The sequence below is a fragment of the Streptomyces sp. NPDC017943 genome (assembly GCF_044328425.1).
In the GTDB taxonomy this organism is placed as follows: Bacteria; Actinomycetota; Actinomycetes; order Streptomycetales; family Streptomycetaceae; genus Streptomyces; species Streptomyces djakartensis_A.
In genome coordinates, this window is record NZ_JBIRHH010000005.1 from 440589 (window position 1) to 464093 (window position 23505).

The window sequence follows — 23505 nt, forward strand, 5'->3', positions numbered from 1 at the left end:
GCCCCGGCCGCCGGGGCATGGCCTCGTGCCCGGTTGCGGGCATATCGTTGCAGAAAGGTACAAAAACCTGGACCTCGAACGGGAGGTCGGCATGGTCGAAGAGCTGATCGCCACCGCGGCGGCGGTGGGGGCCGGCGCCCTGGTGTACGTGGCGTCGGCGGCGCGCGTGGTCAAGCAGTACGAGCGCGGTGTGGTCTTCCGCCTCGGCCGGCTGCACGGCGACGTGCGGCGGCCCGGCTTCACCCTGGTCGTGCCGGCGGTCGACCGGATGCGCAAGGTCAACCTGCAGATCGTGACCATGCCGGTCCCCGCGCAGGAGGGCATCACCCGCGACAACGTGACCGTGCGGGTCGACGCCGTCGTGTACTTCAAGGTGGTGGACCCCGCGGCCGCGGTCGTCAACGTCGAGGACTACCGCTTCGCCGTCTCGCAGATGGCCCAGACCTCGCTGCGCTCGATCATCGGCAAGAGCGAGCTGGACGATCTGCTGTCCAACCGGGAGAAGCTCAACCAGGGTCTGGAGCTGATGATCGACAGCCCCGCCGTGGAGTGGGGCGTGACCATCGACCGCGTGGAGATCAAGGACGTCTCCCTGCCGGACACCATGAAACGCTCGATGGCCCGCCAGGCCGAGGCCGACCGCGAGCGGCGGGCCCGGCTGATCAACGCCGACGCCGAGTACCAGGCGTCCAAGAAGCTGTCCCAGGCCGCCCAGCAGATGGCAGACACGCCCTCGGCCCTGCAACTGCGGCTGCTGCAGACGGTGATGGCCGTCGCGGCGGAGAAGAACTCCACGCTGGTGCTGCCCATCCCGGTGGAGCTGCTGAGGTTCCTCGAGAGGGGCGGCCATGAGGGTGGTTCGCAGGCGGCCGTGGAGGACACCCTCGACCGCGCCGAGCAGGCCGGTCAGGCCCTGGAGGAGCTGCGGCGCTCCGTCGAGGGGTGACCCGCCCGGCCCGCGTGGTTCCCGCCGCCCGCACCAGGTGGTAGACACAGCGGGATCACAGTTCCTGTCCGCCAGCAGGAAGGTTTTCCCATGACCGAAACCGGTCGTTCCGCCACACGACGTCAGGTGCTCGCCGGGACGGGGGCCCTGGGTGTCGGGATCGCGTTCTCCGGCGCCCTCTCCGAACTCTTCGCCGGTACCGCCGCCGCCCAGACCCTCGGCCGCACCGGCTACGGCCCGCTCGTCCCCGACCCGAAGGACGTCCTCGATCTGCCGGAAGGTTTCCGCTACCGGATCCTCTCCCGCGAGGGGGACCGGCTCCGCTCCGGCGAGGGCGAGGTGCCCTCCAACCACGACGGCATGTCGGCCTTCGCCGGCCGGGGCGGCCGGGTCCACCTCGTCCGCAACCACGAGAACCGCGCCAACGGCAAGATCCCCGTCCCGACGGTCGAGGGCCTCACCTACGACCCGGCGGGCAAGGGCGGATGCACCGCGCTGACGCTGGACTCCCGCAACCACGTCCTGTCGGAGCGCGTCGCGATCGCCGGCACGGCCGTGAACTGCGCGGGCGGCCCCACCCCCTGGGACACCTGGCTGACCTGCGAGGAGACCGAGGACAAGGCCGGCACCAACGGCTACACCAAGGACCACGGCTTCATCTTCGAGGTCGACCCGGTCGATCCGCACCGCACCGGGGCCGTGCCGCTGACGGCGATGGGCCGCTTCCAGCACGAGGCGATCGCCGTCGACCCGCGCCGGGGCGTGGTCTACGAGACGGAGGACGCCTTCGAGAAGCCCTTCGGCCTCTTCTACCGCTTCCTGCCGAGAAAGCCGCTGGGCGGCCGCGGTTCGCTGCGCGCGGGCGGCCGGCTCCAGGCGATGCGGGTGCCGGGCGTGCCCGACCTGTCGACCGTCCAGGAGATCGGCGCCGAGTTCGACGGCATCGAGTGGGTGGACGTACCCGACCCGCTGGCCGCGCAGACGCCCATCCGGTTCCAGGACTTCGGCCGCGGGGGCATCACGCACGCGCAGAAGCTGGAGGGCTGCTACTGGGGCGGCCGGTCGGTGTACTTCGTGTCGTCCTTCGCGCACCGGTCGGACGGTTCGGCGGCCGACCACTACGGGCAGGTCTGGCGCTACGACCCGGAGCGCCGCCGGCTGACCCTGGTGATCGTCTTCGGCCCGGACACCGACGTGCAGATGCCGGGCGAGTCACCGGACAACATCTGTCTCGCGCCCAGCGGCGGCCTGATGGTCTGCGAGGACGGTGACGGCGCCCAGCACGTCTTCGGCGTGACCCGGCGCGGCCAGGTCTACCCGATGGCCCGCAACCGGCAGAACATCGGCACGCCCGGGGAGCCGGAGTGGGGGGAGTTCGCCGGTGTGACCTTCTCCCCCGACGGCGAGACGATGTACGTCAACTGCTACACGCCGGGAACGACGTTCGCGGTGACGGGGCCCTGGCGCCGCTGACCGGGGACCGCTTCGGTACGAGGGGCGCCGGGTGCCCGGCCCGGTGCCCCTCGTCCCGTCCGGGCGGCACTGACGCGGGCCGACCGGGGTACTCGATGGTCCATGAGCGAGAAGCAGCAGGTCAGGGGCTCGTACTGGCTCGAGACAGCACCGGAGGGTCACCACCCGGCGCTGGCGGAGGACCTCGACGTCGACGTGGCGGTGATCGGCGCCGGGATCGCGGGGCTGTGCACCGCGTGGGAACTGGCGCGGGCCGGGCGCAGCGTCGCGGTCCTGGAGGCCGGCCGGGTCGCCGCCGGGGTCACCGGGCACACCACCGCCAAGGTCACCGCCCAGCACTCGCTGGTCTACGACAGGCTGCGCCGCACCCGCGGCCCCGAGGGGGCGCGCCTGTACGCCCGCTCCCAGTCCGAGGCGATCGAGCACGCGGCCCGCGTGGCCGCCGAGTTGGGTGTCGACTGCGACTGGGAGACCCGCAGCGCCTACACCTACGCCAGTGACCCGCGCCGGGTGGAGGAGCTGCGGGCCGAGGCGCGCGCCGCGGCCGAGGCGGGGCTGCCGGCCTCGTTCGTCACGGAGACCGGGCTGCCCTTCGAGGTGGCCGGCGCGGTCCGGGTCACCGGGCAGGCGCAGTTCCATCCGCGCAAGTACCTCCTGGCCCTCGCCGCCGATCTCGCCGGGCACGGCGGGCGGATCTTCGAGGACACCACCGTCCTCGGCATGGAGGAGGGCGAACCGTGCCGGCTGTCGACCTCGACGGGGGCGGCCGTGCGCGCCCGGGACGTCGTCGTCGCGACGCACTACCCGATCTTCGACCGGGCGCTGCTGTTCACCCGGCTCACCCCGAAGCGGGAGCTGGTCGTCGCCGGGCCCCTCCCCGCCGGGCAGGACCCCGACGGCATGTACATCACCCCCGACGAGAACACCCGCTCGGTCCGCACGGCGCCGTACGACGGGGACGGGGACCGGCGGCTGCTCATCGTCACCGGGGAGCACTTCACGCCGGGCACGGGAGACACCCGGGACCGTTTCGAGCGCCTCACCTCCTGGGCCACCGGCCACTTCCCCGGCCTGCGGGTCACGCACCGCTGGGCGACGCAGGACAACACCCCGACCGACACCGTGCCGATGGTCGGCCCGCTGCACCCGGGCGCCCGGCACTCCTACGTGGCCACCGGCTTCGGCGGCTGGGGCATGACCGGCGGCATCATGGCGGGACGCCTGCTCGCCGCGCAGATCACCGGCGAGGAGTGCGAATGGAGCGGGCTGTACGACCCGCGCCGGGTGAAGCCGGCCGTGCGGGAGGCGCCGTCCTTCCTGAAGACCCAGGCCAAGGTGGCCGGGCACTTCGTGGGCGACCGGCTGCGGCCGTCGCCGCCGGTGGAGTCCCTGCCGCCCGGCGAGGGGGCCGTGGTCCGCGCGGGCGGTCACCGGGTCGCGGTCTACCGGGACGACGACGGAGCCCTGCACGCGGTGTCCGCGCGCTGCACCCACCTGGGCTGCCTGGTGGACTTCAACGCCGCCGAACGGGCCTGGGAGTGCCCCTGCCACGGCTCGCGCTTCGACACCGACGGCAAGGTGATCCAGGGCCCGGCGACCAAGCCGCTGGACAAGCGCGACATCTGACGGCCGGGTGACACCGGCGGCAGGCACGCATGGCGGGGCGCTCCCGGTCACATCTTCATACGGTGAGCGTCCCCCTGTGCCGCCCGGCTCTGCGCCGGGCCGCCGCCCTCTGCGCCCTGACCGCGACCCTCGCCGCCTGCGGAGCCGAGCGGCCACCGCGTCCCGCCTCCACCGCCGTGCAGGTCCCGGCCCCGGCGGCGAAGCCGCCGACCCTCGCGCCCGGCCCCGCGGGCCTGACCCCCGTCTTCGAGCACGGGCCCCGCACCGGCGGCGCGACGGTGGCGCTCACCTTCGACGCCGACATGACCGCCGGCCAGGGGCAGCGGGCGGCGGCGGGCGAGCGCTTCGACCATCCCCGGCTCATCGCGACCCTGCGGGCGCTGAGGGTCCCGGCCACCGTCTTCATGACGGGGCGGTGGGCCGAGGAGTACACCGGCCAGGCCCGCTCCATCGGCCGGGACCCGCTGTTCGAGGTCGCCAACCACTCCTACAGCCACCACGCCTTCACCGGCGACTGCTACGGACTGCCCGAGGTGGCGGCCTCGCGCATGCGGCCGGACGTGGAGCGCGCGTACGCCGCGTTCCGCACGGCGGGCGTGCCCGATGCGATGCCGTACTTCCGCTTCCCCGGCGGCTGCTACGACCGGCGGGCCCTGAAGGCGCTGGCCCCGGCCGGGGTGACCGCCGTGCAGTGGGACGTCGTCGGCGGCGACGCGTTCGAGACCGACCCGGAGGTGGTGGTCCGGCAGGTCCTGGACGGGGTGCGGCCGGGGTCCGTGGTGGTGCTGCACTGCACCCGCAGCGCCGCCCCGGCCACCGAGCGGGCGGTGCGCACGATCGTGCCCGAGCTGCGCCGCCGCGGCTACCGGTTCGTGAAGGTGTCCGATCTGATCCGGACCGCGGGTGCCCGCCGCTGACCGTCCTACGCTGGAGGCATGAGCGAGGAGAACGACTACTGCCTGATCGACGCGACCAGGCCGCCCCGGGCGGACGGGCCGCCGTACGCGATGGGGGTCCCCCCGCGCGAGCGCAGCCGAGAGCGGGGGAGTGTGCTGTGCCGGGAGCCGACGGAGTACCCGGAGTCGTACAAGGGCATCACGTACTGCCCCACCTGCGAGTGGCGCGAGGCCGAACGCACGTCCTGCTCGGGCTGAGCGCGCGTTCGTACGATCTTCCGGCTGGCAGACTGGGGGCGTGAGCGCAGATCCGACGCCCGTGAGCGACAGTCCCTTCCGGTCCGACCCCTCCGCGCGCGACGCGGCGCCGCAGTTCGTGCTGCCGCTGGTCGTGCGGATCGAGCGGGCGGACCCGCCGGCGCGCACCGACGCGCTGGAGACGGCCGCCCGGGCCGTGCTGACGATCCTGGCCGACGAGCGGTCGGAGGGCGACGGCGCCTGGGCCCGGGCCGTGCGCGACTGGCAGGACGCCCGGATCCGCAAGGTCGTGCGCCGGGCGCGGGGCGCCGAGTGGCGCCGGGCCGCGGCCCTGCCCGGGATCACGGTGACCGGCACGTCCGCCGAGGTGCGGGTCTTCCCGCCGGTCCCCCTGGACGGCTGGCCGAAGGACCTCGCGCGGCTCCAGGTCTCCGGCACCGACCTGGACGATCCGCAGGAGCCGGCCGGTGCCGACCCGGACGCCGTCGTGCTGTGGCTGAACCCGGAGCTCGGCATGTCGGCCGGCAAGGCGATGGCGCAGGCCGGCCACGGCGCGCAGCTGGCCTGGTGGGAGCTGTCCGGCCCCGAGCGGGCCGCGTGGCGGGACGCCGGCTTCCCGCTGGCCGTGCGCACGGCCGACCCCGCCCGCTGGTCCGCCCTGACCACCGCGGGGCTGCCCCTGGTCCGGGACGCCGGGTTCACGGAGATCGCTCCCGGCTCGTGCACGGTCGTCGCCGACCACCCGGCGCTGCGCCGGTAGCGGCACGCGGCGCGGCCGGCGGTCACCACCCGTTCGGAGCAGTCGCGGGAGCGCCGGACGCGGCCGGGTGCTCCAGTGGGGTTACGGACAACCCCGACCCAGGAGGCTGCCATGACCAGCGCCGCGCCCCCTCCCCCCGCCCCTCCCGCCGACGACCGGAAGCCGGGCGGCTCCGGCGGCTCCGGCGACCCGTGGGCGGCCGGCGGTCTCGCCCTCGGCGCCACCCTGATGATCGTCTACGGGTTCTTCGCGATCTTCCAGGGCATCGCGGCGATCGCCAACGACGAGGTGTACACGAGCTTCGGCGACTACGTCTTCGAGTTCGACCTCACCGCGTGGGGCTGGATCCACCTGATCGTCGGCCTGCTCGTGATGATCGCCGGGTTCGGCCTGTTCACCGGCGCGACCTGGGCGCGGGCCGTGAGCGCGGTCGTGGTCGGCCTGGCGCTGATCGCGAACTTCCTGTGGCTGCCGTACCAGCCGTTCTGGTCGATCATCATGATCGTGACCGGCCTGTTCGTCCTGTGGTCGGTGTTCAACTACCACTCCTCGCACCGGGTGTAGCCCCCCGCCGGGTCAGGGGGACGGTGGCCGCCGGGCGCGTCCGGCGGCCACCGCGTGCGCCGAACCTCAAATGTTGCTCTGAAGCCGCACCGGGGAGGGTTCGGGCGCGGGCGGCTGGGCCATACCCCCGTCACGTCCGGGGATCGGCCGGGTGGAGGAGGGGGAACGATGGAGCGACTGGGGACGGGCATCGGGTGGCGGCCGGAGATCGCGGACGCCGTGGAACGCATGCCGGGCATCGACTGGGTCGAGGCCGTGGCCGAGAACGTGTGCCCCGGGCATCTGCCCGAGTCGCTGCTGCGGCTGCGCGAGCGCGGCGTCACCGTGGTACCGCACGGTGTCTCGCTGGGCCTCGGGGGCGCCGACCGGCCCGACCCCGGCCGGCTGGCCGCGCTCGCCGAACGGGCCCACGTCCTGCGGTCCCCGCTGGTCACCGAGCACATCGCGTTCGTCCGGGCCGGCGGAGCGCTGACGGCGACGCCGCATCTGGAGGCCGGTCACCTGCTGCCCGTGCCGCGCACCCGTGACGCGCTGGACGCGCTGTGCGAGAACGTGCGGATCGCGCAGGACGCCCTGCCGGTGCCGCTGGCCGTCGAGAACATCGCCGCGCTGCTGGCCTGGCCGGGCGAGGAGATGACGGAGGGCCAGTTCCTGTACGAGCTCGCGGACCGTACGGGCGTGCGGCTCCTCATCGACGTGGCCAACCTGCACACCAACCACGTCAACCGCGGCGAGGACCCGGCCGAGGCCCTCGCCGAACTGCCCCTGGAGGCCATCGCCTACGTGCATGTCGCCGGCGGCTTCGAACGCGACGGCGTCTGGCACGACAGCCACGCCCACCCCGTCCCGCGGCCGGTCCTGGACATCCTGACCGACCTGGCCCGCCGGGTCCGTCCGCCGGGTGTCCTGCTGGAGCGCGACGAGAACTTCCCCGCCCCGGCGGAGCTGGAGGGCGAACTGGCCGCCGTCCGCCGGGCCGTGGAGGCGGGAGCGGTGCAGCGGGTGCCGGCCGGGGTGTGCGCCACGGCCGACGCGCCCGCCGTACCCGGCCCCGGCGAGTCGTCCCTGCCGTTGGGCGGCCGGGCCGGGGGGCGTCCGGCCGGGGCGTCGGGGGGCGCCTCCGGTCCGGGGGCCGCAGGCGAGGCGGACGAGGCGCGTGAGCGGCTCGGGCTCGCGCAGGCCGCGCTGCTGTCGGCGCTGGTCGCGGGGACGCCCGTGCCCGAGGGGTTCGACCGGGTGCGGATCGGTGTGCAGGCCCGGGCGCTCGCCGCGAAGCGGGCGGACGTCGTCGCGAAGGTCGCGCCCGAACTGCCGGAGATCCTCGGCCCGCGGTACCGCCCGGCGTTCCTCGGCTACGCGCAGGCCCGGCCGATGACCGGCGGCTACCGGCGCGACGCCCTGTCCTTCGCCGCGCACCTGCTCTCCGCCGGGCTGCCGGAGGACGGCGCGGCCCGGCGGGAGCTGCGCGCGTGGTGGCTGGACCGGTCGGGGCCGAAGCCGCGTTCGCGCCGCCCGGCGCACCGGCTGGCCCGCGCCACGCGCAGGGTGCTGCTGCGGCGCTAACGCCCGGCCTTCCGGCTCTCCCCGGGCACCGCGTCACCCGCGGGCGCGTCGCTGCGGCCGTAGTGGTGCGTGGTGAACATGTACAGCAGCCCCGTGCCCAGCACGACCGCGCCGCACAGCAGGACGATCCAGTTCTCCCACCACGGCTTCTCCGGGGTGCGGGCCCAGCAGATGTTGACGATGGCGAAGATGCCGTAGGCCAGCGCGCCGACGTTCACGGCCGTGCCCCAGCGGCCCAGGGTGAACTCCCCCGCCGGGCGCCAGCCCTTGAGCCGGGCGCGCAGGGCGGCCAGGACGACCATCTGGAACGAGGCGTAGATGCCGAGGATCGCGAAGGAGACGATGTTGGTCAGCGCGTCCTCGGACAGCAGTGAGGCGAACGCGATCAGCAGCGGGACGGCCGCGGACACCAGCAGCGCGTAGCCGGGCACCGCCCGGGCGTGGTCGAACCGGCGCAGCAGCCGGTGCCCGACGACCATCTCGTCGCGTGCGTACGAGTAGATGAGGCGCCCGGCGGCGGCCTGCAGGCTGATGGTGCAGGACAGGAAGGAGATCAGTACGACGGCCATGACGAGCCGCGCCCCGGTCTCGCCCATCGCGTCGTACAGCACGTCCACCACCGGGTCGGCCTGCTCGCCCGAGATGACCGCGTCGTAGTCGGTGACCGACAGCAGCAGCGACATGCAGGTGAACGTGGCCGCGGCCCCGCCGATGTAGATGGTGCGGCGCATCGCCTTGGGGATGACGCGGCCGGGGTGCTCGACCTCCTCGGCGGTGTCGCCGCACGCCTCGAAGCCGTAGTACTGGTAGAAGCCGATGATCGCGGCCGCCAGGAACACCGGGAGGTATGAGCCGTCGCCCTCGGTGCCGTAGGTGTCGAAGATGACGCCGAGGTTGTGGTGCCGGTGGGTGGCGAGCAGGTAGATGCCGACGACGAGGGCGCCGATGAGCTCACCGGCGAAGCCGATGACGGCGGCCGCCGACAGGGCCCTGGTGCCCAGGTAGTTGACGGCGATGGCCACGACGATGAGCACGGCCGTGCACAGCACGGTGGTGTGCACCGTCGGATCGAAGCCGAAGAGGATGGCGATGTAGGGCCCGGCGCCGTAGGCGACGGACGTGATGGTGACCAGCAGCGCCCACATGTAGACCCAGCCGGTCATCCATGCCCAGCGTGTGCCCCACAGCCGCCGCGCCCACGGGTAGACACCGCCCGCGATCGGGTACTGGGCGACGACCTCGCCGAAGACCAGCGCGACGAGGAACTGGCCGGCACCGGCCATGACGAAGGCCCAGATCATCGGCGGCCCGCCCTCGGCGAGCGCGGTGCCGAAGAGGGTGTAGGTGCTCACCACCGGGGAGAGGTACGTGAAGCCGAGGGCGAAGTTCGCCCAGGGGCCCATGTCCTTGCGGAACTCCGAGCCCCGCTCGCCCTCCGGGGCCGGTCCGGGGGCGGCGGCAGAAGGCTGTGTCACCGCGAGGCTCCCTGCTCGGCCGGGCCCGGGCGGCCGGTGACGAGGTCGGCGGCCCGTTCGGCGGCCAGCAGGACGGTCACCATGGGGTTGATGGTGGGCATCGTCGGGAACACCGACGCGTCGACGATCCGCACGCCCTCCGCGCCCAGCAGCCTCAGGTCGGGGTCGCAGACGGCCATCGGGTCGTCCGGCGAGCCCATGCGGCAGGTGCCGGCCGGGTGGTAGACGGTGTGCGCGGCGCGGCGGCCGTACTCGGACAGGTCGGCGTCCGAGACGACGTCCGGGCCGGGAGCGACCTCGCGGACCAGCCAGTCGCGCAGCGGGGCGGTCGCGGCCACCTCGCGGGCCACCTTCAGCCCGTCCACGATGGTGCGCTCGTCGTGGCCCTCCGGATCGGTGAAGTAGCGGAAGTCCAGCGCCGGATGCTCGGCGGGGTTGCTGCTGCGCAGCCACATCCGCCCGGTGGAGCGGGCGCGCGGCACGTTCGGCGTCATGCACACCCCGTACGGCGGCACGGGGTAGCCGAGGCGTTCGGTGTTGACGGTGAACGGCACCTGGTAGAAGTGGAACATCAGGTCGGGGCGCGGCTGCGCCGTGTCGCGGCGCAGGAACAGGCCCGCGTCGGAGTCCATCGCGGAGTTGGGCGGCAGCGGACCGTCGGTCTCCCAGACGATGACGGACTCGGGGTGGTCCAGCAGGTTCTCGCCGACGCCGGGCAGGTCCACGCGGACCTCGATGCCGAGCGCGCGCAGGTCGTCGGCCGGGCCGATGCCGGAGAGCATCAGCAGGCGCGGGGTGTCGATGGCGCCCGCGCACAGCAGCAGTTCGCGTTCGGCGCGCACGGTGGCGGGTTCGCCGTCGGCGCCCCGGACCGCGACGCGGGTCAGCCGTCCCGACGCGTCGGGGACGATGCGGTGGGCCCAGGTCTCCAGCAGCAGCGTGAGGTTGGGCCGGTGCAGCACCGGGTGCAGGTAGGCGACGGACGCGGAGGAGCGCAGGTTGCCCTCCGGCTGGTAGGCCAGGGAGAAGAAGCCGGCGCCGTCGGCGAAGGGTTCGGCGTTGAAGTCGTCGACGACGGGCACGCCGAGGGCGCGGGAGGCGGCGGTGACGAAGTCGGCGGCGATGGGATTGCGGTCGGCCTCGGCCACCGGGACGATCTCGGTCAGCAGCCGCTCCCGGTAGGGCAGGATCGTGGCCGGGTCCCAGCCGGCGCATCCGCGGCTCACCCAGTCGTCCAGGTCCTGCGGCAGCGGCAGGAAGCTGATCAGGGTGTTGTGCGAGGAGCAACCGCCGAGGACGCGGGCCCGGGAGTGCAGGATGTGGGAGTTGCCGCGGGGCTGCTCCACGGTGGTGTAGCCGTAGTCGAACTCCGAGCCGAGCAGGTTGATCCAGTTGCGCAGGCGCAGGATGCGCTCGTCGCCGACGTCGCTGGGGCCGCCCTCGATGACGCAGACGCGGCAGTCGGGGTCCTCGCTGAGCCGGGCGGCGAGCACACAGCCTGCGGTGCCGCCGCCGACGATGACGTAGTCGTAGGCGGACTCGGCGCCGTGCGCGGGAGGGGTGGCCATGCGGTGCCTTTCTCGGGGTGCGGTGCGTGGTGGCGGTGCCGGACGCGGGTCAGCCCTTGAACCAGCCGGAGGGTGCGGGGGCGAGGTTCTGGTAGATGTGCTTGGCCTCCTGGTACTCGCGCAGTCCCGTGGGGCCCAGTTCGCGCCCGACGCCGGAGCGGCCGAAGCCGCCCCACTCGGCCTGCGGCACGTACGGGTGGAAGTCGTTGATCCACACGGTGCCGTGGCGCAGCCGCTGGGCGACGCGCTGGGCGCGGCTCGCGTCGGAGGTCCACACGCCGCCGGCCAGTCCGTAGCGGGTGTCGTTGGCCAGACCGATCGCCTCGTCCTCGGTGGCGAAGCGCTCCACGGTGACGACCGGGCCGAAGACCTCCTCCTGGACGATCCGCATGGAGCGGTGGCAGTCGGCGAAGATCGTCGGCAGCAGGAAGAAGCCGCGGCTGAGGGCGGGGTCCTTCGGCCGGGTGCCCCCGGTCACCAGGCGGGCGCCCTCCTCCCGGCCGAGTGCGATGTAGCCCTCGACCTTCTCGCGGTGCTCGGCGGAGCTGAGCGGGCCGCTCTCGGTGCCGTCCTCCATGCCGTCGCCCAGGCGGATGGCCTGGGCGCGGCGGGCGAGGGCGTCGACGAACCGGTCGTGCAGCTCGTCCTGGACCAGCAGCCGGGAACCGGCGGAGCAGACCTGTCCGGAGTGCAGGAACGCGGCGTCGAGCGCGTAGTCGACGGCGGCGTCGAAGTCGGCGTCCGCGAACACGACGTTGGGGTTCTTGCCGCCCAGTTCCAGGGCGATGTTCTTCGGGCCGCCGGCGGCCGCGGCCATGATCCGGCGGCCGGTGGCGAGGCCGCCGGTGAAGGACACCAGGTCCACGTCGGGGTGGTCGGTCAGGGCGGCGCCGACGGTCGCGCCCGAGCCCAGCACGAGGTTGGCGACGCCGGCCGGGGCACCGGCCTCCTCGATGAGGCGCATCATCATGACCGTGGTCAGGGGGGTGGTCTCGCTGGGCTTGAGGACGAAGGTGTTGCCCGCGGCGAGCGCCGGTGCGACCTTCCAGGAGGCCTGGAGCAGCGGGTAGTTCCAGGGGGCGATGAGCGCGCACACGCCGACGGGCTGGTAGACGACGCGGCTGAGGACGCCCGGGCCGACGTCGACGACCCGGCCGCCGTCCTTCCCGGCGAGTTCGGCGAAGTAGCGGAAGGCGTTGGCCACGTCCTCGACGTCGATCCGCGCCTCGGTCAGCGTCTTGCCGGTGTCGAGGGTCTCGGTGCGGGCGATGTCCTCGCGGTCGCGCAGGAGCAGGTCGTGCACGCGCAGCAGCAGATCGGCCCGCCGGCGGGAGGGGGCCTCCGCCCAGTCGCCCTGGTCGAAGGCCCTGCGGGCGGCGGTCACGGCCCGGTCGACGTCGGTGGCGTCCGCCTCGTCGACGGTGGTGACGACGGAGGCGTCGTAGGGGTTGATCACGTCGCGGCGGCCGCCGGCCGCCGCCCGGGTCCACTCGCCGCCGATGTACAGCTCACCCACCGCGGGGCCTCCTTCGCTCTCGGCCATGAGCCGTTCGGCTCGACCGTCAGCAACATGGCCCATGGGAGGGGCGGCGGCCACGGGACGCACCGCCGCGGCGGGGCGCGGACGGCGGCAAAGGACCCGGGTGGGCTAGTGGCCGAACACCCCGTGCGGGCGCCCCGACCGGTACACGACGTCACATCCCGGCAACACTGCGTCCGTATCGTGGACGAGGCATGGTGTTCTCGCGACGGTGTCACATACAAACGACATATGCTCTGGGTCCTTCTCCTCCTGGCGGCCTGGGCCGTGGCCGGCACGGCGTGCACCCGCCTGTGCCTGGCGGCCGTGCGGGCCGCGGCCGGTGGCTCCGACACCGGCCGGGACCGTGAACTCACCTTGTACGAGGCGGCGTTCCTCTCCGGGGGACCCCGGCGGGTCGCCGACGTGACGCTGGTGGCGATGGCCCGGCAGCGCCGGCTGCTGCTGGCCCACACCGGCTGGGCCACGGTCGTCGACCCGCGTGGGCGGGACGACATGGAGCGCTCGGTGATAGGGGCCATCGGCCCCGAGGGGCAGTGCCGCATCGCGCCGGTGCGCACCACGGCCGCCGCGGCGGAAGCGGTGCGGGGCATCGCCGACGGGCTGGTCCGCGCGGGCCTCGCGGTGCCCGACAGCGCGCGTACGACGGTGGCTTCGGCGGTCCGTCAGGTGCGCCGGGCCGCCCTCGCCGTCCTCGGTCTCGGGCTCCTCGCGCTGCTGGTGCCCGTCCCGCCGGAGCTGCCGCGGCACCTGGTGGCGCTGTGGTTCGCGCTGCCGCTGGCCCTCGCCCTGAGCTGCCTGGCCCTCGCCCGGATCGAGGTGCACCCGTACGCGCGCTGGGCCTCCCCGGCCGGTCAGCGGCTGCTGGGCGCGCTGACCCGCACCGCGGACGGCGCCGCCGACGACCGTGCGTACCTCACGTCGGTGGCCGTGCGCGGCGTCCAGGCCGTCGGAGAACCGGAGTTGCGCGCGGCCTTCGCGCAGCGGCAGGCACGCGGCTGACGCGCCGGGCCCCGACGAGCCGCCCTCCTCCGCTCGGCAAGGACGGCTGCCGGGGCTGCGCGCCGCGTGCGCGGCCGGCCCCGGACGGCCCGGGACCGCCGCGCGGGCGGGCCGGTCAGGCCAGGCCGGCGACCAGGTCGGCGATGTCCTTGCGGCGGCCCGTGTAGAAGGGCACCTCCTCGCGGACGTGGCGGCGGGCCTCCGAGCCGCGCAGATGGCGCATGAGGTCGACGATGCGGTACAGCTCGTCGGCCTCGAAGGCGAGGATCCACTCGTAGTCGCCCAGGGAGAACGAGGCGACGGTGTTGGCGCGCACGTCCGGGTAGCCGCGGGCCATCTTGCCGTGGTCGGCGAGCATGCGGCGGCGGTCCTCGTCGGCCAGCAGGTACCACTCGTAGGAGCGCACGAAGGGGTAGACGCTGACGTAGTCGCGGGGCGTCTCGTCGGCGAGGAACGCCGGGATGTGCGAGCGGTTGAACTCGGCGGGGCGGTGCAGCGCCATGTTCGACCAGACGGGCTCCAGGGCGCGGCCCAGCTTCGTGCGGCGGAAGAGGTTGTACGCCTCCTGCAGGGCGTCGCTGGTCTCCGCGTGCCACCAGATCATGACGTCGGCGTCGGCGCGCAGGCCGGACACGTCGTAGGTGCCGCGGATCGTCACGTCCTTCGCGGCGAGCTGGTCGAACAGCTCCCGGACCTCGTCGGCGTACCCGGCGCGGTCCTCGGGCAGGACGTCCTTCAGCTTGAAGACGGACCAGAGCGTGTAGCGGATGACCTCGTTGAGGTCCTTGGCCAGCTTGCCCTTGTTCGGGATCCTGCCGGGTTCGGTGGTGGAGGCGTCGTCACTCATGTCCCTCATTCTCCCGCTCCGCCGTGCAGGCTCTGCACCGGGTGCGCGGTGAGCTGCTGCACACCGCTCAGGTCGCCGTGGACCTGGTCCACGGCGGCACTGGCGCTCGCGATGCAGGCCGGGATGCCCACGCCGTCGTACGGGGCGCCGCACACCGCGAGGCCGGGCAGTGCGGCGACGTGCTCGCGGATGCGCGCCACGCGCGCGTGGTGCCCGACCGGGTACTGGGGCAGACCGCCGTCCCACCGGGTGACCCGGGTGGCGACGGGCGCGGCGTCCAGCCCGGTCGCCTCCTTCAGGTCCCGGCGGGAGACCTCGACCAGCTCGGCGTCGTCGCGCTCGAGGATCTCCGTCTCGCCGTGGCGTCCGACGGAGGTGCGCACCAGGAGCAGGCCGGGGTTCTCCTCGGCGATCCAGCCCCACTTGTGCGAGGCGAAGGTGGACGCCTTGATGGTGCGTCCGTCCACCGGCGGCACCAGGAAGCCGCTGCCCTCGGGCAGGGCCGCCTCCTCGCGGCGGTAGGCCAGGGTGACCAGGGCCATGGAGGCGTACTCGACGGCGTCGAGCTCGGCGGCGGCCGCGGGGCTCTCCGCGCGCAGCAGCCGCGCCGCGGCCGGGGCGGGGACGGCGACGATCACGGCGTCCGCCCGCCAGGTGCGCTCGCCGGAGGCCACCTCCCAGTCGCCCTCGGTGGTGCGGCGCAACCGCGTCGCCGGCGTGCCGGTGAGGATCTCGCCCCCGCGGGCGCGGACGGACTCGGCGACCGCGAGCGGCAGGGTGCCCACACCGCCGCGCAGCCCGGTGAACACCGGGCCGGTCTGCCGGGCGGCGGCCGCCCGCTGCTGGATCTCCCGCACACCCTCCGTCAGGGAGGTGTGGGTCCGGGCGACCTGGAAGAGCTGGGGGACGGCCGAGCGCAGGGAGATGCGGTACGCGTCCCCCGCGTAGACACCGCCCAGCAGCGGTTCCACCAGCCGGTCCACGACCTCGCGTCCGAGGCGGGCCGCCACGTACGCGCCGACCGCGACGTCGTCGCCGACCTCGGTGCGGGGCAGTTCGGCGTCGCGTCCGATGCGGGCCAGCCCCTCCTCGGACAGCACGCCGGACAGGGCGGCGGCGGTGCCGGGAACGCCCATCACATGGCCCTTCGGCATGGGCCGCAGCGCGCCCCGGGTCCACAGGGCGGCCGTCGCGGTGGCGGGCGGCTGGAGGTGGTCCGTGAGCCCGACCTCACGGGCGAGCTCCACCGCCTCGGGGCGGCGGGCCAGCAGCGACTCGGCGCCGAGGTCCACGCGCGCGCCGGCGACCTCGCCGGGCAGCAGCTTGCCGCCGACCCGGCCGGAGGCCTCCAGCACCGTCACCCGCGCCCCGCGTTGCAGCAGCCGGTGCGCGGCGGCCAGCCCCGCGATGCCCGCCCCGACCACGACGACCCGATCCGTGCCCTCGCGGGCTTGCACTTCGCGCATGCCCCCAGCCTCTCAGACCCCGCCGGGTGTGCCGCCGCGCCCCGGTGTCCGTCCCGAGTCCCGGTCGTGACCGCATCGGAACCGTCCCGGGCCGAACGCCGGCCCCCGCCCGGGCGTCGAAGAGGCGTCAGGCGAATCGACCCCGGGGGCTGCCCGCATGCGCACACGACGACCCGTACGACACACCGTCCCGCCGCTGGCCGCCGTGCTGCTGGCCGCGGCCCTGGCACTCACCGGGTGCAGCGGCTCCGCCGACGACTCCGGCGGCAAGTCGGCCGCCGACCGCCCGGCCGCCGGGTCCCAGGCCGACGACAAGGCCTTCGGTGACGGGGCCGCCGGCGCCGAGGCCGGGGCGGGCGGCGCCGCGAGCGGTGCCCGGGCGACCGCTCCGCCGAAGCTCACCGGCAGCGCCGTCATCCGCACCGCCGAACTGACCGTGCGGGTCGAGGACGTCCCGAAGGCCCTGGACCGGGCACGCGCCCGCGTCGAGGAGGCGGGCGGCTACGTCGGCAACGAGACCACCACCCGCGACGGAAAGGGCCGTGAGCGCACCCGTGTGGTGCTGCGCGTGCCGGTGGAGGAGTACGAGGAGGTCCTCACCGACCTGGAGGGCTCGGGCAGACTCCTGGAGCGCAGGGCCAAGGCGCAGGACGTCACCGACCAGGTGGTGGACGTGGAGAGCCGCATCAGGACGCAGCGGGCGAGCGTGGCGCGCATCCGGGAGCTGATGGACCGGGCGACCAAGCTCAGCGACGTGGTCACCCTGGAGGGCGAACTGAGCACCCGCCAGGCCGACCTGGAGGCGCTGCTCGCCCGGCAGGCGTCCCTGAAGGACCGCACCAGCCTGGCCACCGTCACCCTGTCCCTGTCCCGCGCCCCGGTGGCGGAGGCGGCCGGGGACGACGACCCCGGCTTCCTCGACGCGCTCGCGGGCGGCTGGCACGCGTTCCTGACCGTGCTGCGCTGGCTGGCCGTCGCCCTCGGCGCGGTCCTGCCGTTCGCCGCGGCCGCGGCGGCCCTGCTGCTGCTGTGGCTGCGGGTCGTCCGCCCGCGCCTGCCGCGCCGCCCCGGGCCCGCTCCGGCGACGGGCACCCCGGGGGCGCTGCCCACGGCCCGCCCGGTGCCCGCGTCCGAGTCACGGCAGCCGGGTGGGCGGGACTGAAATGCCCTGCTCCCGTAGCGTGTTCGCATGAGCATGAGCCGTACGCGCAGGGAGCGACTGGTCGTCGTCGGGGGCGACGCCGCGGGCATGTCCGCGGCGTCGCAGGCCCGCCGTCTGAAGGGCCCCGACGAGCTGGAGATCGTGGCGTTCGAACGAGGGCACTTCACCTCGTACTCGGCGTGCGGCATCCCCTACTGGGTGGGCGGCGCCGTCACCGGCCGGGACCGGCTCATCGCCCGCACCCCCGAGGAGCACCGCGCCCGCGACATCGACCTGCGGCTGCGCACCGAGGTCACCGCCCTGGACGTCGAGGGCCGGCGGGTGCGCGCCCGCGACCTCGACTCGGGCGAGGAGACCTGGACGGCGTACGACCGGCTCGTGATCGCGACCGGCGCCCGCCCGATCCGGCCCGAGATGCCGGGGGCCGACGCGGAGGGCGTGCACGGCGTGCAGACGCTCGACGACGGCCAGGCCCTGATCGACACGCTGGAGCGCACCCCCGGGCGGCGGGCGGTGGTCGTCGGGGCCGGTTACATCGGCGTGGAGATGGCCGAGGCGCTCATCAACCGCGGTTACGAGGTGACGGTCGTCAACCGCGGCGCCGAGCCCATGTCGACCCTCGACCCGGACATGGGCCGCCTGGTGCACGAGGCGATGGTGGGCCTCGGCATCACGATGGTCGGCGACGCCGAGGTGACGAAGATCCTCACCCGTGAGGACGGCAGGGTGCGGGCGGTCACCACCCAGGACGCGGAGTTCCCCGCGGACGTCGTCGTGCTCGGCATCGGCGTGCGTCCGGAGACGTCCCTGGCCCGGCGGGCCGGGCTCCCGCTCGGCGCGCACGGCGGACTGCTCACGGACCGTTCGATGCGGGTGCGCGGTCACGAGGACGTCTGGGCGGGCGGCGACTGCGTGGAGGTGTTCGACCTGGTCTCCGGCCAGGAGCGGTACATCCCGCTCGGCACCCACGCCAACAAGCACGGCCAGATCATCGGCACCAACGCCGGCGGCGGCTACGCCACGTTCCCGGGCGTGGTCGGCACGGCGGTGAGCAAGGTGTGCGACCTGGAGATCGCGCGCACGGGCCTGCGCGAGAAGGACGCCCACCGGGCCGGGTTGCGCTTCGAGGCGGTGACCGTCGAGTCGACCAGCCGCGCCGGCTACTACCCCGGCGCCTCCCCCATGACCGTCAAGATGCTGGCGGAGGTGCGCACCGGCCGCCTCCTCGGGGTGCAGATCGTCGGCCGGGAGGGCGCGGGCAAGCGCGTCGACGTGGCCGCGGTGGCCCTGACCGCCGGGATGACGGTCGAGCAGATGACCGCCCTGGACCTCGGCTACGCTCCACCGTTCTCCCCCGTCTGGGACCCGGTCCTGGTGGCAGCCCGCAAGGCGTCCTCAAAAATCCACACCCCGTCCTGACACCGCCCCCGGGGGGCGCGGGGCGGTGCCAGGGGCGCGGGGAACTGCGCGAACAGCCCCCACGCGCCCGCACCCGGCAACGGACACACAGCTCCACGGCGAAGCCCTTACGGCGAAGCCCAACGGCGAAGCCCAACGGCGAAGCCCTACGCCGTGCCCGCCGTCCCGTTGATCCGGTCGATGGCCTGCCGCGCCTGCTCCGCCGGCGGCCGGGCCGGCAGGGAGGACACCGACCCCGACGAGGCCGACCCCGACGAGGCCATCACCGCCGCCGGCTGCTCCCCCGCCGGCTTCGCGTGCGCAGCCACCCGCGTCGAGCGCAACCGGTGGCTCACCGCCTCGTCCAGCGTCACGGGCCGCCGCATCTGGGTCGCCAGCCGCCCGGCCTCCTGGCCGAGCCGGGCCACGTCCTCCCAGGGCAGCCGCACCACCAGTGTCAGTTCCGCCTCGCCGTCGGGCAGGGCGTGCATCGGAGGAGTACCTCGGTCGTTCATCGCCTGTTCCTCACGTCGGCCCCGCGATGCGCCTTCCCCGCGCCGCGGGCGGTTGACGCTTCATACGCACGCCCGTGCGGCCGCGTTCACCGGACCGGCCGATCGACACCGACCCGCGCGCCGACCCCGCGCGCCGACCCCGCGCGTGACCCCGCGCGGACTCAGCGCGCGGTGTGCGTGTGCACGTGCTCCACCAGGCGCGTCAGGGCGTCCGGGTCGGTGGACGGCATGACCCCGTGGCCGAGGTTGAACACATGGCCCTCCAGGCCCTCGGCCGACTCCAAAACCTCGCGCGTCTTGGCCTCGACGGCCTCCGTGGGGGCGAACAGCACCGTCGGGTCGAGGTTGCCCTGGAGCGCCTTGCCGGGGCCGACGCGGCGGGCGGCCTCGTCGAGCGGGACGCGCCAGTCGACGCCGACGACGTCCGCGCCCGCCTCACCCATGAGGCCGAGCAGTTCGCCGGTGCCGACGCCGAAGTGGATGCGCGGCACGCCGTAGCCGGCGACCGCCTCGAACACCTTCGCCGACGCGGGCAGCACGGAACGCCGGTAGTCGACGGGGGCCAGGGCGCCCGCCCAGGAGTCGAAGAGCTGCACCGCCGAGGCGCCCGCCTCGATCTGCACCTTCAGGAACGCGGCGGTGATGTCCGCGAGGCGGTCCAGCAGGTCGGCCCACAGCTCCGGGTCGCCGTACATCATCGCCTTGGCGTTCTCGTACGTGCGGGACGGGCCGCCCTCGACCAGGTAGCTGGCGAGGGTGAAGGGGGCCCCGGCGAAGCCGATCAGGGGCGTGGCGCCGAGCTCCCGGGTCAGCAGGCCGATGGCCTCGGTGACGTAGGAGACGTCCTCGGGGGTCAGGTCGCGCAGCTGCGCGAGGTCGGCGCGGGTGCGGATCGGCCGCTCGACGACGGGGCCGACGCCGGGCTTGATGTCCAGGTCGATGCCGATGGCCTTCAGCGGGACGACGATGTCGCTGAAGTAGATCGCCGCGTCCACGCCGTGCCGGCGCACCGGCTGGAGCGTGATCTCGGTGACCAGCTCGGGCCGCATGCAGGACTCGAGCATCGGCACGCCCTCGCGGACCTTGCGGTACTCCGGCAGTGAGCGCCCGGCCTGCCGCATGAACCACACCGGGGTGTGGGGTACGGGCTCGCGCCGGCAGGCCTTGAGGAAGGCGGAGTCGTACGTGGCGGACGGCTGCGGGGCCCGGGGGGCGTCGTTGGCACTCACGGGGCAAGTTTCGCACGCGGCCGGACGGCGTGATCCAGCCCCTGGACGGGCGCGGGGTGTCTAGCCCCGCGCGGGGCTCCGGTCCCCGTAACCTTCCCGCATGGCTGCGGCTCAGGGACCCATGTCGGACGGCGCTGGCGGTATGGACGAAGCGAAGGACACCGGGAACGACCGGCGGGAGGCGGACTCCGCCCCGCTGCCCTTCCGGGCCGCCGTCGAGGCGCTGCGGGCGGCGCGCCTGCGGCCCCAGATCGAGGTGGAGCCGACGCCCGCCCCCAAGCGTCTCGCGCCCTGGGCCCACGCGCTGGAGGCCGCCGTCGTCGACGGCGACCAGGACCTGGCGGACGGCCGGCTGGTGCTGCTGCACGACCCGGCGGGGCACGACGCCTGGCGCGGCACGTTCCGCCTGGTGACGCTGGTGCGCGCGGAGCTGGAGCCGGAGATGGCGGCGGACCCGCTGCTGCCGGAGGTGTGCTGGTCCTGGCTGACCGGCGCGCTGCAGGCCCGCGGGCTGACCTGCGGGGAGCCGAGCGGCACGGTCACGCGTGCGAGCTCCCACTACTTCGGCGGGATGTCCGCCCGTCCCGCCGCCTCGCAGATCGAGATCCGCGCGTCGTGGACGCCGCGCGAGGGCCTGGGCGGCGTGCCGGACACGGCCGCGCACCTGGCCGCCTGGTGCGACCTGCTCGCCCAGGTCGGAGGGCTGCCGCCGGCCGTGCCCGGCGACGCCTCGGTGGTGACGCTGCCCCAGCGGCGCGGCCCCCGCTCGCACTGACCGAGCCGCACGGATCCCCTTCACCGACCCCGTACTGATCGAACCTGTACGGGGCGGTCAACCATGCCCTGCCGACGATCACACCTGAGTCCCCCTCTTGGCCGAATCACTTTGTCGATACGGCCACTTTCGACCGCGTACCGACGCAGACCGAAACCGTCCGGCCTTCGAATGATCGACCGCGTGTCCGAATTGCACGGATTGTTATCACTGGATCGTGATCTTTCTCTAAAGGCGGACGGGGTCGGTGCCGAAGACGACTGTGACCTTGAAAGCACGGTTCGTCCCGGCTTCACCCCCCACGAGCCGGCCCCGTCCCGCACCCCAGGAGGCCTGGTGTCCGTTCTCCTCGAGCAGCCCGCAAGCCTGGTCGCCTACCGCCCGAACAAGCCGACCGCCATGGTGGTCGTGGCCGACCCGCGCGTCCGCTCCACCGTCACCCGCCACCTGTGGGCGCTCGGTGTGCGCGATGTCATCGAGGCCTCGTCCATCGCGGAGGCTCGTCCCCGCATCGGCAACCCCCGCGACATCTGCGTCGCCGACGTCCACCTGCCGGATGGTTCCGGCCTCACCCTGCTCTCCGAGACCCGCGCCGCGGGCTGGCCCAACGGGCTCGCCCTGTCGGCGGCCGACGACATCGGCGCCGTGCGCAACGCGCTCGCCGGCGGTGTGAAGGGGTACGTCGTCACCGGCACCCGCACCAACGTCGGGCTCCCCACCCGTCCGGGCGCCGCCCCCATCGGCGCCGCCGCCGCCCGCCTGCACCGCCGCCCCCCGGGTGCCCCGAGCCACCCGGGCGGCTACCGCGAGCTCTCCGGCCGCGAGGTCGAGGTGCTGCGCCTGGTCGCCGAAGGCCAGTCGAACAAGGCGATCGGCGTCTCGATGGGCCTGTCCGCCCTGACCGTCAAGAGCCACCTCGCCCGTATCGCCCGCAAGCTCGGCACGGGCGACCGCGCCGGAATGGTCGCGGTGGCCCTGCGGACCGGGATCATCCACTGACCCCGGTCGCGTCACACACGGTTCGCGAACCCGCCTCTTCCCCGGCATGACTGGTTTGCGACCCCCGGGCGCCCGCCGACGGAACGTTCCGTCGGCGGGCGCTCTCCATCCATGGATACCCTTGACAGGTGACCGACGCCCACGACACCGCAGCAGACAGCTCACTGCGAACCACCGGAGGCGCTCCTCCGGACGACGGCGGATCTTCTGCTACGGAGGCGCCGATCCCCCTGCTGGAACCGCGTGAGGGCATCCCGCCCGTCGTCGCGGACGAGACCGCCCTGGCCCGGGTGGTCGCCGCCTTCGCCGCCGGCTCCGGGCCCGTCGCCGTCGACGCCGAACGGGCCTCCGGCTACCGCTACGGCCAGCGCGCCTACCTCGTGCAGCTGCGCCGCGAGGGCGCCGGGACGGCCCTGATCGACCCCGTGGCCTGCCCCGACCTCTCCGGCCTGGGCGAGGCCCTGTCCGGCGTCGAGTGGGTGCTGCACGCCGCCACCCAGGACCTGCCCTGCCTGCGCGAGATAGGCATGGTGCCCACCCGCCTGTTCGACACGGAGCTGGCCGGCCGGCTCGCCGGATTCCCTCGCGTCGGCCTCGGCGCGATGGTCGAGGGCGTCCTGGGCTTCGTGCTGGAGAAGGGCCACTCCGCCGTCGACTGGTCGACCCGGCCGCTGCCCGAGCCGTGGCTGCGCTACGCGGCGCTGGACGTCGAGCTGCTCGTCGACCTGCGGGACGCGCTGGAGAAGGAGCTGGACCGGCAGGGGAAGCTGGAGTGGGCCCGGCAGGAGTTCGACGCGATCGCCTCGGCGCCGCCGCCCGAGCCCCGCAAGGACCCCTGGCGGCGCACCTCGGGGATGCACAAGGTGCGCCGGCGGCGGCAGCTGGCCGTCGTGCGGGAGCTGTGGCAGACCCGGGACCGGATCGCGCAGCGGCGGGACGTCTCCCCCGGCAAGGTGCTCGGGGACGCGGCGATCGTCGAGGCGGCCCTGGCCCTGCCCGCCGACGTGCGCGCCCTGGCGGCGCTCCCCGGCTTCGGGCACCGGATGGGCAAGCGCCAGCTGGAGCAGTGGCAGGCGGCCGTGGACCGGGCGAAGGCGCTGAGCGAGGCCCAGCTCCCCCAGCCGGGGCAGCCCGTGGCCGGGCCCCCGCCGCCGCGCGCCTGGGCCGACAAGGACCCCGCCGCCGCGGCCCGGCTGTCCGCGGCCCGGGCGGGGGTGTCGGCGCTGGCCGAGCGGCTCACCATGCCCCAGGAGAACGTGATCACCCCGGACACCGTCCGGCGGGTGTGCTGGGAGCCGCCGAAGGAGGTCACCGCCGAGTCGGTCGCCCAGGCGCTGGCGGGACACGGCGCGCGCCCCTGGCAGGTCGAGCAGGTGACACCGGTGCTGGTGGAGGCGCTGTCCGCGCAGTCGCCGTGACGAGTGCTCCCGTCCGGGGTGGAGG

General features: G+C 74.3%; 21 protein-coding genes. 14 read left to right on the plus strand and 7 right to left on the minus strand.

Going from position 1 to position 23505, the window contains the following annotated elements:
* Positions 1 to 91 precede the first annotated feature (91 nt).
* The 8 genes from ACH4C6_RS18930 (at position 92) to ACH4C6_RS18965 (ending at position 8086) form a co-directional block, all read left to right on the plus strand.
* A complete protein-coding gene (locus tag ACH4C6_RS18930; RefSeq protein WP_398109709.1) occupies positions 92 to 946 on the plus strand; it encodes a slipin family protein in 855 nt (284 codons plus the stop codon).
* Positions 947 to 1036: 90 nt separating this feature from the next.
* Complete coding sequence (locus ACH4C6_RS18935; RefSeq protein ID WP_398109710.1) at positions 1037 to 2419, plus strand: PhoX family protein; 1383 nt, start codon at positions 1037 to 1039, stop codon at positions 2417 to 2419.
* Between the two features lie 102 nt (positions 2420 to 2521).
* Entirely contained in the window at positions 2522 to 4045 is a 1524-nt protein-coding gene (locus ACH4C6_RS18940) for an FAD-dependent oxidoreductase (protein WP_398109711.1), read from the plus strand.
* 62 nt (positions 4046 to 4107) lie between these two features.
* The gene (locus ACH4C6_RS18945) at positions 4108 to 4962 is read left to right on the plus strand and encodes a polysaccharide deacetylase family protein (RefSeq protein ID WP_398109712.1); all 855 of its coding nucleotides are present in this window, start codon (positions 4108 to 4110) and stop codon (positions 4960 to 4962) included.
* Positions 4963 to 4980: 18 nt separating this feature from the next.
* On the plus strand, positions 4981 to 5199 hold the full coding sequence (locus tag ACH4C6_RS18950; RefSeq protein WP_398109713.1) for a hypothetical protein: 219 nt from the start codon (positions 4981 to 4983) through the stop codon (positions 5197 to 5199).
* A gap of 40 nt (positions 5200 to 5239) precedes the next feature.
* Positions 5240 to 5959 carry an aminoacyl-tRNA hydrolase gene (locus ACH4C6_RS18955; protein ID WP_398109714.1) on the plus strand — a complete coding sequence of 240 codons (720 nt, stop codon included), beginning with the start codon at positions 5240 to 5242 and terminating at the stop codon, positions 5957 to 5959.
* Between the two features lie 111 nt (positions 5960 to 6070).
* Entirely contained in the window at positions 6071 to 6523 is a 453-nt protein-coding gene (locus ACH4C6_RS18960) for a hypothetical protein (RefSeq protein ID WP_398109715.1), read from the plus strand.
* Between the two features lie 168 nt (positions 6524 to 6691).
* Positions 6692 to 8086, plus strand: coding sequence for a DUF692 domain-containing protein (locus ACH4C6_RS18965; RefSeq protein ID WP_398109716.1), 1395 nt, complete (start codon positions 6692 to 6694; stop codon positions 8084 to 8086).
* Here ACH4C6_RS18965 and ACH4C6_RS18970 read toward each other — a convergent pair.
* Genes ACH4C6_RS18970 through ACH4C6_RS18980 form a run of 3 tightly spaced genes read right to left on the minus strand, consistent with a single transcriptional unit; the run spans position 8083 to position 12645 of the window.
* Complete coding sequence (locus ACH4C6_RS18970) at positions 8083 to 9561, minus strand: APC family permease (protein ID WP_398109717.1); 1479 nt, start codon at positions 9559 to 9561, stop codon at positions 8083 to 8085. The genes ACH4C6_RS18965 and ACH4C6_RS18970 overlap by 4 nt on opposite strands.
* The gene (locus ACH4C6_RS18975; RefSeq protein WP_398109718.1) at positions 9558 to 11129 is read right to left on the minus strand and encodes a GMC family oxidoreductase; all 1572 of its coding nucleotides are present in this window, start codon (positions 11127 to 11129) and stop codon (positions 9558 to 9560) included. The genes ACH4C6_RS18970 and ACH4C6_RS18975 overlap by 4 nt, the downstream gene beginning before the upstream one ends.
* A 49-nt stretch (positions 11130 to 11178) precedes the next feature.
* Positions 11179 to 12645 carry an aldehyde dehydrogenase family protein gene (locus tag ACH4C6_RS18980; protein WP_398109719.1) on the minus strand — a complete coding sequence of 489 codons (1467 nt, stop codon included), beginning with the start codon at positions 12643 to 12645 and terminating at the stop codon, positions 11179 to 11181.
* Positions 12646 to 12900: 255 nt separating this feature from the next.
* Here ACH4C6_RS18980 and ACH4C6_RS18985 point away from each other — a divergent pair, with 255 nt between their 5' ends.
* On the plus strand, positions 12901 to 13671 hold the full coding sequence (locus ACH4C6_RS18985; protein ID WP_398109720.1) for a TIGR04222 domain-containing membrane protein: 771 nt from the start codon (positions 12901 to 12903) through the stop codon (positions 13669 to 13671).
* A gap of 115 nt (positions 13672 to 13786) precedes the next feature.
* Here ACH4C6_RS18985 and hemQ read toward each other — a convergent pair whose 3' ends face one another.
* Positions 13787 to 14518 (minus strand): hydrogen peroxide-dependent heme synthase, encoded by a 732-nt coding sequence (hemQ, locus tag ACH4C6_RS18990; protein ID WP_398109721.1) that lies wholly within the window; start codon positions 14516 to 14518, stop codon positions 13787 to 13789.
* Positions 14519 to 14523: 5 nt separating this feature from the next.
* Positions 14524 to 15984, minus strand: a complete 1461-nt coding sequence (hemG, locus tag ACH4C6_RS18995; RefSeq protein ID WP_398109722.1) for a protoporphyrinogen oxidase — start codon at positions 15982 to 15984, stop codon at positions 14524 to 14526.
* Between the two features lie 157 nt (positions 15985 to 16141).
* Here hemG and ACH4C6_RS19000 point away from each other — a divergent pair, with 157 nt between their 5' ends.
* Together ACH4C6_RS19000 and ACH4C6_RS19005 are read left to right on the plus strand one after the other, a co-directional pair.
* Positions 16142 to 17146 (plus strand): DUF4349 domain-containing protein, encoded by a 1005-nt coding sequence (locus ACH4C6_RS19000; protein WP_398109723.1) that lies wholly within the window; start codon positions 16142 to 16144, stop codon positions 17144 to 17146.
* A gap of 27 nt (positions 17147 to 17173) precedes the next feature.
* Entirely contained in the window at positions 17174 to 18565 is a 1392-nt protein-coding gene (locus tag ACH4C6_RS19005) for an FAD-dependent oxidoreductase (RefSeq protein WP_398109724.1), read from the plus strand.
* A 146-nt stretch (positions 18566 to 18711) separates the two neighbouring features.
* Here ACH4C6_RS19005 and ACH4C6_RS19010 read toward each other — a convergent pair whose 3' ends face one another.
* Positions 18712 to 19059, minus strand: a complete 348-nt coding sequence (locus tag ACH4C6_RS19010; protein ID WP_398109725.1) for a hypothetical protein — start codon at positions 19057 to 19059, stop codon at positions 18712 to 18714.
* A 161-nt stretch (positions 19060 to 19220) separates the two neighbouring features.
* A complete protein-coding gene (hemE, locus tag ACH4C6_RS19015) occupies positions 19221 to 20288 on the minus strand; it encodes a uroporphyrinogen decarboxylase (protein ID WP_398109726.1) in 1068 nt (355 codons plus the stop codon).
* Positions 20289 to 20388: 100 nt separating this feature from the next.
* On the opposite strand from hemE, the gene ACH4C6_RS19020 reads away from it, so the two are divergent.
* The 3 genes from ACH4C6_RS19020 to ACH4C6_RS19030 all read left to right on the plus strand — a co-directional run bounded on the left by ACH4C6_RS19020 (position 20389) and on the right by ACH4C6_RS19030 (position 23480).
* Positions 20389 to 21063 (plus strand): DUF3000 domain-containing protein, encoded by a 675-nt coding sequence (locus tag ACH4C6_RS19020; protein WP_398109727.1) that lies wholly within the window; start codon positions 20389 to 20391, stop codon positions 21061 to 21063.
* A 336-nt stretch (positions 21064 to 21399) separates the two neighbouring features.
* Positions 21400 to 22062 (plus strand): response regulator transcription factor, encoded by a 663-nt coding sequence (locus ACH4C6_RS19025; protein ID WP_003993737.1) that lies wholly within the window; start codon positions 21400 to 21402, stop codon positions 22060 to 22062.
* 128 nt (positions 22063 to 22190) lie between these two features.
* Positions 22191 to 23480, plus strand: coding sequence for a ribonuclease D (locus ACH4C6_RS19030; RefSeq protein ID WP_398109728.1), 1290 nt, complete (start codon positions 22191 to 22193; stop codon positions 23478 to 23480).
* The last annotated feature ends 25 nt before the right edge of the window (positions 23481 to 23505 follow it).

What these genes read in the sequence shown, in the direction of transcription:
- ACH4C6_RS18930 (WP_398109709.1), top strand. Translation starts at nt 92, where the DNA reads ATGGTCGAAGAGCTGATCGCCACCGCGGCGGCGGTGGGGGCCGGCGCC.
- ACH4C6_RS18985 (WP_398109720.1), top strand. Translation starts at nt 12,901, where the DNA reads ATGCTCTGGGTCCTTCTCCTCCTGGCGGCCTGGGCCGTGGCCGGCACG.
- ACH4C6_RS18940 (WP_398109711.1), top strand. Translation starts at nt 2,522, where the DNA reads ATGAGCGAGAAGCAGCAGGTCAGGGGCTCGTACTGGCTCGAGACAGCA.
- ACH4C6_RS18975 (WP_398109718.1), bottom strand. Translation starts at nt 11,129, where the DNA reads ATGGCCACCCCTCCCGCGCACGGCGCCGAGTCCGCCTACGACTACGTC.
- ACH4C6_RS18965 (WP_398109716.1), top strand. Translation starts at nt 6,692, where the DNA reads ATGGAGCGACTGGGGACGGGCATCGGGTGGCGGCCGGAGATCGCGGAC.
- ACH4C6_RS19020 (WP_398109727.1), top strand. Translation starts at nt 20,389, where the DNA reads ATGGCTGCGGCTCAGGGACCCATGTCGGACGGCGCTGGCGGTATGGAC.
- hemG (WP_398109722.1), bottom strand. Translation starts at nt 15,984, where the DNA reads ATGCGCGAAGTGCAAGCCCGCGAGGGCACGGATCGGGTCGTCGTGGTC.
- ACH4C6_RS18960 (WP_398109715.1), top strand. Translation starts at nt 6,071, where the DNA reads ATGACCAGCGCCGCGCCCCCTCCCCCCGCCCCTCCCGCCGACGACCGG.
- hemQ (WP_398109721.1), bottom strand. Translation starts at nt 14,518, where the DNA reads ATGAGTGACGACGCCTCCACCACCGAACCCGGCAGGATCCCGAACAAG.
- ACH4C6_RS18950 (WP_398109713.1), top strand. Translation starts at nt 4,981, where the DNA reads ATGAGCGAGGAGAACGACTACTGCCTGATCGACGCGACCAGGCCGCCC.
- ACH4C6_RS19005 (WP_398109724.1), top strand. Translation starts at nt 17,174, where the DNA reads ATGAGCATGAGCCGTACGCGCAGGGAGCGACTGGTCGTCGTCGGGGGC.
- ACH4C6_RS18935 (WP_398109710.1), top strand. Translation starts at nt 1,037, where the DNA reads ATGACCGAAACCGGTCGTTCCGCCACACGACGTCAGGTGCTCGCCGGG.
- ACH4C6_RS19010 (WP_398109725.1), bottom strand. Translation starts at nt 19,059, where the DNA reads ATGAACGACCGAGGTACTCCTCCGATGCACGCCCTGCCCGACGGCGAG.
- ACH4C6_RS19000 (WP_398109723.1), top strand. Translation starts at nt 16,142, where the DNA reads ATGCGCACACGACGACCCGTACGACACACCGTCCCGCCGCTGGCCGCC.